This window comes from Neotamlana nanhaiensis (assembly GCF_000943555.1).
Lineage (GTDB): Bacteria > Bacteroidota > Bacteroidia > Flavobacteriales > Flavobacteriaceae > Neotamlana > Neotamlana nanhaiensis.
In genome coordinates this window covers 1-1,313 of the sequence record NZ_JTDV01000029.1, presented here as the reverse complement: position 1 = coordinate 1,313, position 1,313 = coordinate 1, and the positions used below count along the sequence as shown (strand labels likewise).

At 49.6% G+C, this 1,313-nt stretch carries 1 protein-coding gene; it reads right to left on the bottom strand.

The genetic code is table 11. From position 1 onward, the window contains the following. Window positions 1–1,313, bottom strand: a 1,313-nt coding sequence (locus tag PK35_RS16945; protein WP_044627772.1) for a DUF11 domain-containing protein, incomplete at both ends; no start/stop codon positions are given.

Sequence of the window (1,313 nt, the reverse complement as noted above, 5' to 3'; positions counted from 1 at the left end):
CGCTTTGCTGATGCTTAGGTCGGCCGTTTGTGGGGTAATAGTAAAGTTGTCCTCATCGTCCTCACTCTGGTCGCCATCGTCGTTATCCGGTGTACTGGTTGGATCGTACTGATCGCTTCCTGTGACTTCGGCTGCATTCGTATACTCGCCTGATGCTCCCGTTGGCGCATTAACAGTTACCTCATAACTTAAGGTGATTGATGTGCCGTTTGCGATACTGGCTACAGTCCAATCGATTTGGTTGCCTGTGGCTACGCCGCCATTGTCTATATTGGTAATACCACTATAACCTGATGGTACCACATCGCTTGCGCTTACATTGGTCGCCTCGTCCGGTCCGTTGTTGGTTATAGTTACCTCAAAGGTTACCGTATCTCCTACATTTGGTGTAGCACTGCTTGTAGCTGCTATTCCCTTTGTTAATACAAGGTCTGCCTGGGCTGGGGTCACTTCTTCGGCATCTTCATCGTCCTCACTCTGGTCCCCATCGTCATTGTCTGGAGTACTGTTCGGGTCGAACTGATCGCTTGCCGTAATCTCCGCAACGTTTCTATATTCTCCCGCTGTTCCCGTTGGGGCGTTTACCGTAACTTGGTAGCTTACCGTAGTTCCTGCTAATGGTACACTTAAGCCATCCCATGTAATGGTGGTATCGCCTGCATTGAATACGCCGCCGTTATCTATACTACCGCCTACTAAACTGTAACCTATTGGCAATACATCATCAAGACTTACTCCTGTAGCTGCTGTTGTGCCCGCGTTGCTTATTGCAATGCTGAACGTCAGTACATCGCCTACGTTTACTGGTGCGCCGTTGTTATCCACTACAGTTTTGTCTATAGATAGATCTGATGTTTGTGGTACGATGTTGAATGTATCTTCATCGTCATCGTCACCGCCTGTAGTTGGGTCGTTGTCGCCATCGGCATTATCTTCGTCTACCGTATTGTCAGTCGTCGGGTCACTGTCGGGATCGAACTGGTCGCTAGCCGTGATCTGGGTAACGTTCAAGTACTCCTCCGCTGCACCTGTTGGAGCATTTACCGTGGCTTCATAGGTTACTGTAATGCTGCCGTTTGATGGTACGCTTAGTCCCGTCCATGTCGCGGTGTTGCCTGAGGCTACGCCTGCATTGTTTACTGTACCTAAGGTGTAACCTATTGGCAATACATCTTCTATCGCTACGCCTGTAGCTGCGTCCGGTCCTTCATTGGTGATTACCAACTCGAACACTAAGGTATCGCCTACGTTTGGTGTGGCACTGCCTGAGGCTAAGCCTTTGGCGATGCTTAAATCTGCCTGTGCAGGGACTA